Source organism: Hamadaea sp. (genome assembly GCF_013362815.1).
GTDB lineage: Bacteria > Actinomycetota > Actinomycetes > Mycobacteriales > Micromonosporaceae > Hamadaea.
In genome coordinates this window covers 1-7,596 of record NZ_JABFVK010000111.1, presented here as the reverse complement: position 1 = coordinate 7,596, position 7,596 = coordinate 1, and the positions used below count along the sequence as shown (strand labels likewise).

General features: G+C 68.5%; 9 protein-coding genes and 1 tRNA gene. 5 read left to right on the top strand and 5 right to left on the bottom strand.

Annotated features, from left to right (window positions below):
• Positions 1-2: 2 nt before the first annotated feature.
• Positions 3-89 (bottom strand) — tRNA-Ser (locus HOV77_RS33625).
• A gap of 38 nt (positions 90-127) precedes the next feature.
• Here HOV77_RS33625 and HOV77_RS33620 point away from each other — a divergent pair.
• Positions 128-1,036 (top strand): NAD(P)H-quinone oxidoreductase, encoded by a 909-nt coding sequence (locus tag HOV77_RS33620; protein ID WP_290870098.1) that lies wholly within the window; start codon positions 128-130, stop codon positions 1,034-1,036.
• Here the strand turns inward: HOV77_RS33620 and HOV77_RS33615 are convergent.
• Both HOV77_RS33615 and HOV77_RS33610 read right to left on the bottom strand, forming a co-directional pair.
• Positions 1,023-1,721 (bottom strand): glycosyltransferase family 2 protein, encoded by a 699-nt coding sequence (locus tag HOV77_RS33615; RefSeq protein WP_290870095.1) that lies wholly within the window; start codon positions 1,719-1,721, stop codon positions 1,023-1,025. The two genes, HOV77_RS33620 and HOV77_RS33615, sit on opposite strands and share 14 nt — an antisense overlap.
• Before the next feature lie 127 nt (positions 1,722-1,848).
• Positions 1,849-2,415 (bottom strand): hypothetical protein, encoded by a 567-nt coding sequence (locus tag HOV77_RS33610; RefSeq protein WP_290870092.1) that lies wholly within the window; start codon positions 2,413-2,415, stop codon positions 1,849-1,851.
• Between the two features lie 96 nt (positions 2,416-2,511).
• On the opposite strand from HOV77_RS33610, the gene HOV77_RS33605 reads away from it, so the two are divergent.
• From HOV77_RS33605 to HOV77_RS33595, 3 genes are all read left to right on the top strand, one after another.
• Complete coding sequence (locus HOV77_RS33605; RefSeq protein WP_290870101.1) at positions 2,512-3,000, top strand: hypothetical protein; 489 nt, start codon at positions 2,512-2,514, stop codon at positions 2,998-3,000.
• A gap of 61 nt (positions 3,001-3,061) precedes the next feature.
• The gene (locus HOV77_RS33600) at positions 3,062-3,745 is read left to right on the top strand and encodes a response regulator transcription factor (protein WP_290870089.1); all 684 of its coding nucleotides are present in this window, start codon (positions 3,062-3,064) and stop codon (positions 3,743-3,745) included.
• Positions 3,730-5,118, top strand: coding sequence for a HAMP domain-containing sensor histidine kinase (locus tag HOV77_RS33595; protein WP_290870086.1), 1,389 nt, complete (start codon positions 3,730-3,732; stop codon positions 5,116-5,118). The genes HOV77_RS33600 and HOV77_RS33595 overlap by 16 nt, the downstream gene beginning before the upstream one ends.
• Here the strand turns inward: HOV77_RS33595 and HOV77_RS33590 are convergent.
• A complete protein-coding gene (locus HOV77_RS33590; RefSeq protein ID WP_290870083.1) occupies positions 5,111-6,037 on the bottom strand; it encodes a rhomboid family intramembrane serine protease in 927 nt (308 codons plus the stop codon). The two genes, HOV77_RS33595 and HOV77_RS33590, sit on opposite strands and share 8 nt — an antisense overlap.
• Positions 6,038-6,109: 72 nt before the next feature.
• Positions 6,110-6,772, bottom strand: a complete 663-nt coding sequence (locus HOV77_RS33585) for a hypothetical protein (protein ID WP_290870080.1) — start codon at positions 6,770-6,772, stop codon at positions 6,110-6,112.
• Between the two features lie 189 nt (positions 6,773-6,961).
• Between HOV77_RS33585 and HOV77_RS33580 the strand changes: the two genes are divergently transcribed.
• On the top strand, positions 6,962-7,483 hold the full coding sequence (locus HOV77_RS33580) for a peptidylprolyl isomerase (protein WP_290870078.1): 522 nt from the start codon (positions 6,962-6,964) through the stop codon (positions 7,481-7,483).
• Positions 7,484-7,596 lie beyond the last annotated feature (113 nt).

Below are 7,596 nucleotides of genomic sequence, written 5' to 3'. Positions count from 1 at the left end.
GGCGGAGGGTCAGGGATTCGAACCCTGGAAGACATCGCTGCCTTAGCGGTTTTCAAGACCGCCGCCCTCGGCCACTAGGCGAACCCTCCCGGCCCGCCGTGACGGGCTCGCACCGTAGCCTACAGGCATGCGTGCGATGTCCGGCGACCTCGTCTGGCGCGAGGTGCCCGATCCGGAGCCCGGCCCGGGTGAGGTGCTCGTCAAGGTGGCTGCGACCGCGGTCAATCGAGCCGACCTGTTGCAGGTGCAGGGGTTGTATCCGCCGCCGCCGGGTGCGCCGGCGTACCTCGGGTTGGAGTGTTCCGGGACGCTTGCGGGCGGGACCGAGGTCTGCGCGCTGCTCGCCGGGGGTGGCTACGCCGAGTTCGTCGCCGTGCCGGAAGGTCAGATCCTCCCCAAGCCGCGGGGGCTGAGTCTCATCGAGGCGGCGACGCTGCCCGAGGTCGCGTGCACGGTCTGGTCGAATCTCACGATGGTCGGCCGCCTCGCTCCGGGCGAGACCGTGCTCATCCACGGCGGCGGCAGCGGGATCGGCACGTTCGCCATTCAGTATGCGAAGGCGCTCGGGGCTCGCGTGATCGCCACAGCCCGGCGGGAAAAGCATGAGAAGCTCCGCGAACTGGGCGCGGACGAACTCCTCGACTATCGCGAGGACGACTTCAGTCGCGTACAAGCGGATGTGGTTTTGGACATCATCGGTGGCGCGTACCTGGGGAAGAACGTCACGGCCTTGACCACCGGTGGCCGGCTCGTGATCATCGGCCTGCAGGGCGGGCGCCGCGCGGAACTGGACCTCGGCGCGCTGGTCAGCAAGCGACTGACGGTCGCGGGCACCACGCTTCGGTCTCGGCCCGTGGTGGAGAAGGCCGCGATAGTTTCAGCGGTACGCCGAGAGGTGTGGCCGATGCTCGAAGACGGGCGTATCCGTCCTGTGGTGGACATGACGTTCCCGGTCGAGGAGGCGGCGAAGGCGCACGAGCGGGTCGCCGCCAACGCTCACCTGGGGAAAGTCGTACTAGCGGTCAGCGCCCCTTAGGCACCGGGCGGAAGCGCTCGCGCATGAGGATGAGCAGCGCCTCGACGCCGTCCATGGCGGTGATCTTCTTGCCCTCTTCCCGGGTGCGCGCGTGGTAACTGATCGGCACCTCGTACGGGCGCAGGCGGCGGCGCAGCAGCTTGCCGGTGACCTCCGCCTCCATGCCGAAGCCCTTGGACTTGATCGCCAGGGAGCGGTAGAGGTCGAGCGGCATGAGCTTGTAGCAGGTCTCAAGATCGCCGATGTAGCTGTTGTACAGGATGTTGGCGAACAAGGTGACACCCTTGTTGCCCATCACGTACCAGAAGGAGAAGGCGGCGTGACCGCCGAAGCTCCGATTTCCGTAGACGATCCGGGCCTTGCCGTCCAGCACGGGTTCGAGCAGGCGCGGGATGTCCTTCGGATCGTACTCCAGGTCGGCGTCGAGGATCACCATGTAGTCGCCGTCGGCGGCGTCGACCGCGGTCTTGATCGCCGCGCCCTTGCCCTTGTTGCGCTCATGGCTGATCGGCCGCAGCCGGCTGTCCTCCCAGCCGTGGAGGATCTCCGCGGTCCGGTCGGAGCTGCCGTCGTTGACCACGACCAGTTCGACGTCACACGGGTACTCGACGGCGAGCGCCTGCTTCAGCGCTTCCGGCAGCCGTTCTTCCTCGTTGTAGACCGGCATCAGAATGGACAACTTCATGGCGGCAGAACTCCAGCCTCACCCGACAGATCGGGGACAGCGTAGCGGGTGACCGCTGACTGGCGCGCGATCGCGGTGCTGCGTGGTCCGCAGCACCGCCGAGAATACTTCATCCGGTGACGAACGACTATTTCTGTGCCGGAATGAGGATGAAGCGCGCGATCGCGTCGTCTCCTTGCCGGGCGCCGGCCACCCCGATGGTCTGACCGACCTTGACCTCGGAGGGCTGCACCGCTTTCCGCTTCTCGACCACGCGCAGCTGATCGCCGAGCGACCAGGTCAGCGTGTAGCCGTCGGACGACTTCACCGTCACATGGTCGGCGGTCAGCTCGGTGATCACTCCCTTCTGGACGAGGACGGTGATCGTCGTGCCGTCCTTCTTCTGCACGACCGCCTCGCCGTGGAGTGTGTTCTTCGCCAGCAGTACGCGTACCGCCCGGCGCTTGCGCCAATCCCGCTTGCCCGCCGGTGACGTGGTGGCGGTGGATGAGGGAGCGGCCACGGCGGCCGCGAACCCCGGTTCGGCCGCGGCGACGGCGGCAGGGTCGAAGCCCAGCGCGACCAGAGCCTCACCCTCCGGAGTGAACTCGGCGGCGGCCTGACCCGCCGCCCCGGTGACGTCGGCGGGGCCGCAGGCGGTCGCGCCGCCGAGCAGAGCCGCCCCCAGCAGCATCGAAACAAGAAGCTTTCGCATGTCCGTATGCTGCGCCGGCTCTGCTGCCGGCCGATCAGTTCCAGGTACGAACCAGGTAAGCGGTGTCCGGTGCATCTTGCACTCGTTGGAACTTCCGTGGACGTGTTCTCCAGAACGTTTCTGCCCGCGACGGCGGAGGCCGGCTTGCCGATGGCAACGGTCACCCGCCACATGCACGTGATGCGCCGGTGCGTCGAACCCGACGACGGCGCGGTCCTGGTCACCCGATGCACGCGCCCGGAGCGGCCCCTCGGCCGGGAGTACCTGCTCGTCCTCACCTATCGGCGGCTCGTCGTGACGCAGGAGACGCGTCTGCTGCGTCAGATGCGTCTGCACCTCAACACCGAGCTGCGCCATCTCAGCAACGTCGTCTGGCACCCCGACCAGCGGCTCGGCGCGGTCGAGTTCGCGGCCACCGCGATCGACGGCGTACGCGAACGGTTCCTCATCAAAGTCGGCCATCCGAAACACGTCTGGCACCTCGACGCGCTGCTGAGTCACATCTTCAAGCCGCGTACGCTCGCCACCCAGCGCACCGTCGCCACCGAGCCGCCCCGGCTGGTCAGCCCGCTCGGCGCCTACTGAAACCGTGCTGATCTGACCTCCGCCTTACCTGCTTCGTACAAAGTCTGTACAAGATAGGGCGGTGACCGACAAGGGACTGATCCTCGTCGTGGAGGATGAGCCGGCCATCTCCGATCTGGTCCGGCTCTACCTCCAGCGGGACGGCTTCGGCGTACACGTCGAACGCGACGGCCCGGCCGGACTGGCGGCCGCCCGTCGGCTGCGCCCGGTCGCGTGCGTACTCGACATCGCGTTGCCAGGCTTCGACGGCACCGAGATCTGCCGCCGCCTCCGGGCCGACGACGACTGGACGCCCGTCGTCTTCCTCACCGCCCGCGACGACGAGGTCGACCGGATCGTCGGGCTGGAACTGGGTGCCGACGACTATCTGACCAAGCCGTTCAGCCCACGGGAGTTGGTCGCCCGGCTCCGGGCGGTCCTCAGGCGCAGCGGTGGACGGCCGGAACCCGATCGCAGCCGCGCGGTGGCCGGCGTACGCCTCGATCCGGTCACGCGGACGGTCACCGCGAGCGGCCGGGAGCTCTCGCTCACCGCGACCGAGTTCGACCTGCTGGCCCATCTGATGCAGCGGCCGGGCCGGGTGTTCACCCGGGAGGAGCTGCTCAGCGCGGTCTGGGGGTACGCCGCCCACGGCGGAACCCGCACGGTCGACGTCCACGTCGCCCAGGTACGCGCGAAGCTCGGCGACGACGCGTCCGTCATCCGAACCGTCCGCGGCGTGGGGTACGCATGCGCGACGAGCTGACCCGCCCGCTCCAGATGATCACGCCGCCCCGAAGTCGTCGCGTGAGCCTGGTGGCGAAAGCGGCGGCCGCCGGTGCTGCGGTCGCCCTGATATCGGTGCTGGTCACAGCACTGGTGGCGATCCCGATCGCCGTACGCGTCTCGGACACCCGGGCTCGCCAGGTGCTCGCCGAAGAGGCGCAGCTCGTGACCGAGGTGCTCCGCAACCGCATCGACCGCGGGCGTACGGCCGACGAGGAGCGCCTGGCGACGACGCTGCGCAAACGCGACGTCGAGATCTATCTGATCCGCAACGGCGTCAGCGACCGGGCCGGGTTGCCGGAGTCGGTCGTCCGGCAGATAAGTCAGGGGCATCCGGTCAGCCGCCGGATGGCCATCGCGGGAAGATTGTCGCTGGTCGAAGGCCGCCCGATCGCCGACGGCGACGGTGTCGTGCTGACCGCCCCGGCCGCCACCGGCACCGCCTGGGCCGTCCTCAAGGGACTCTGGCTGCCGCTCGGCGCCGGCCTGCTCGCCGGAGTGCTGGCCGGAGTACTGCTGGCTCGGCGGCTGACGCGTCCACTGCGGAACGCCGCTGTCGCCGCGGCGCGCATTCGGGCCGGGGATCACGCGGTACGCGTACCGGTCGAGGATCCGCCGGAGGTCGCCGATCTGGCCTCGGCCCTGAACGAGCTGGCCGGAGCGCTCGCCGTCTCCGAGGCTCGGCAGCGCGAGTTCCTGCTGTCCATCTCCCACGAGCTGAAGACGCCGCTCACCACCTTGCGCGGGTACGCCGAAGCGCTCGCGGACGGGGTGGTCCAGGAGAGTGAGACGGCACCCGTCGGCCGCACGATGATCGGCGAGGCAGATCATCTGGCTCGGCTCATCGATGATCTGCTGGCCCTGGCTCGCCTGGACGCGGTGGATTTCCCTCTTCAGGTCGCTGTCGTGGATCTCGTTCCGGTTGTCCGGGCGGTGCAAGACGCTTGGCAGCCCCGGTGCACTGCCCACGGCGTACCCCTGAGGGTGCAGGTGCCTGACGGCCCGCTGATGGTGACGACGGACGCGGGCCGCCTCCGGCAGGTGATCGACGGCCTGCTGGAGAACGCGCTGCGGGTGGTACCGCCCGGCAAGCCGATCGTGGTCGAGCTGACCGCGGAGCTCAAGGGCGCGATCATCCAGGTCCGCGACGGCGGACCGGGCTTCACCGACGACGATCTGGCCGTCGCTTTCGAGCGCGGCGCGCTCCACCAGCGATATCAAGGGGTACGCAAAGTGGGCAGCGGTTTGGGGCTCGCGTTGGCGGCCGGACTGGTACGCCGTCTGGGCGGAACGGTCAGCGCCGGGCACGCGCCCGAGGGCGGAGCGGCGCTGACCGTGACGATCCCTAGGTGATGGAGAGGCTCCTGAGCAGCGCTATCACCACTATGGCGACGAACATGACGCCCAGCGCACCGTATTGGATGAGCGCGCGATTCTTCTGCGGCGCATAGGCAAGTGGGAGCGCCGCGATCGCGCCGGTGGCGAGACCGCCCAGGTGACCGGGGATGGAGATCCCGGAGATCGTGAAGGTGAAGACGACGTTGATCACGATCAGGACGAGCAGTTGCGAGGCGTCGCGGCCCACCTTGCGCAAGAGGATGAACAAGGCGGCGAACAGGCCGAAGATCGCGCCGGACGCCCCGACCGTGAGGTTCGGGCCGGTGAACAGATAGACCGCGAGGCTGCCGCCGAGGCCGGCGACCAGGTAGAGGGCCAGGAAACGCAGCGGGCCGAGCGCCTGCTCGATCACCCGGCCGACGACCCACAGCGCCCACATGTTCAGCGCCAGGTGCAGCAGACCCGCATGCAGGAAGATGCTGGTCAGGAAGCGGTATGACTCGCCTTGGGCGATCACGTCATAGGCGCATCGAGCTGTGCTGCCGTCGTCGAAATGGCACAGACCCGCCTGCGAGCCGATCATGCCGCCCCAGTCGCTCAGCGAGTCGCCGCCACCGAGCAGACCGCCCCAGCCGCCCCCGAAGAGGCTTCCCGTGCCACTCATCAGCAGCCCGATGATCATCATCGCGACGTTGATCGCGATGAGGCCCTTCGTGACGTAGCCGTGGGCGCCGGCGCGGGCGTCGCCACCGAAGGCGGTGACCGCCGCGCGCTGGTTTCGGCTGCCTTCGCGTACGCATTCCGGACATTGGTGGCCGACGGATGCCGGAATCATGCAGTCGGGGCAGATCGGACGGCCACACCGGGAGCAGGACAGATACGTCTCACGGGAGGGGTGACGGTAACAGACCGGAACCTGGCCGACAGAAGTCATGCCGACCAGGCTACGTCAGCTTGCCGTGAAGCCGGTGGGCACGAGTCCCACCGGCATTTGCATATCTGCGCGTCAGCTGCGGCGTACGCCGTTCTTCGACGGCGACGGCGTGTCCGTGAGGTCGTTGGCCATCGCCCGAGTCTCCTCGGCGGCGTTGCGGCCCATGCTGCCGACCTTGTCACCGGCGCTCTTCATCTTGTCGCCGACCTTGTCCGACGCCTTCTCCATGCTGTCGGACGCCTTACCGAGGGCGTTGGAGGTCGACTCCATCGCGGTGTCGAGGGCCTGCGACGGGTCGTACTCCTCCCAGGTGGATCGACGACGACGGCGCATCACCAACGCGGCGGCGGCGCCTACGGCGACCCCGGCGGCGAGCAGGCCGACGGCCAACCCGATCCGCTTCTGCTTCATCCGCTCCTCCCTCTTGGCCAGCTTCGCGAGCTTGGCCTTCTCTTTGAGGGCCGCCTCGGTCGCCTCCCGGGCTCCTTCCCGAGCGGCCGCCACCAGCGGCGAGAACGTGCTCACCGTAGTGTCCCACCCCGACGACGCTAGGCCGCGGACACGCCCGGCGGCGGGCGTGACCATCGAACGCATGGCGTGGGCGCGCGGCCCGATCGCCGATCCCATGCCGCCGGCCGCGTGTGAGGCGGCCTGCACCATGTGATCCCAGCCGGTGCCGAACTCCTCCTTGGCCAGTTGGCCACGCGTCTTCGGAGTCCCCCCGAAACCGAACAAAACCCCCACCTCCAATGGTGTCCCCTCAAACATCCTGCCCCTTCCGAGCAGGTCGCACCACCGGAACGCGCGATCCGCCCGTCCGCACCCGCAAACGAAGTGGGAGGATCGGGGACGGTAATGAACACCTCGCCGGAACCACGCGCCGCCCGGTGCGGGCACGGCGAGCCAGACGACGGGAGCAAGCACGTGGCTGACGCCCGCTACGCAATCCTGCACACCAGCCTCGGGCCGATCCGCCTGGAGCTTTACGGCAACCACGCCCCGAAGACGGTCCGCAACTTCGTCGAGCTGGCCGAAGGCACTCGCGAATACACCGACCCGAACACCGGTGAGCCCGGCAACGGCCCGTACTACGAGGGCACGCCGTTCCACCGCGTGATCGAGGGCTTCATGATCCAGACCGGCGACCCGACCGGCACCGGCCGCGGCGGCCCGGGCTACACCTTCGACGACGAGTTCCACCCGGAGCTGCAGTTCGACAAGCCGTACCTGCTGGCCATGGCCAACGCCGGTCCGAAGACGAACGGCTCGCAGTTCTTCATCACCGTGGGCCCGACCCCGTGGCTGAACTTCAAGCACACCATCTTCGGCAAGGTCGCCGACGCGGCCTCGGAGCAGGTCGTCATGCAGATCGCGACGACCGCGACGGACCGGTCCGACCGGCCCACCACGCCGATCGTCATCGAGAAGATCGACATCGAGCGCTGACGGCTTCGCCTGAGCGCTGGACGCTTTGAGCGCTGGACGCTTTGAGCGCTGGACGCTTTGAGCGCTGGACGCTTTGAGCGCTGGACGCTTTGAGCGCTGGACGCTTTGAGCGC

Excerpts from the sequence above, each read along its gene's own strand:
- HOV77_RS33620 (WP_290870098.1), top strand. The coding sequence starts at position 128 with ATGCGTGCGATGTCCGGCGACCTCGTCTGGCGCGAGGTGCCCGATCCG.
- HOV77_RS33615 (WP_290870095.1), bottom strand. The coding sequence starts at position 1,721 with ATGAAGTTGTCCATTCTGATGCCGGTCTACAACGAGGAAGAACGGCTG.
- HOV77_RS33610 (WP_290870092.1), bottom strand. The coding sequence starts at position 2,415 with ATGCGAAAGCTTCTTGTTTCGATGCTGCTGGGGGCGGCTCTGCTCGGC.
- HOV77_RS33595 (WP_290870086.1), top strand. The coding sequence starts at position 3,730 with ATGCGCGACGAGCTGACCCGCCCGCTCCAGATGATCACGCCGCCCCGA.
- HOV77_RS33590 (WP_290870083.1), bottom strand. The coding sequence starts at position 6,037 with ATGACTTCTGTCGGCCAGGTTCCGGTCTGTTACCGTCACCCCTCCCGT.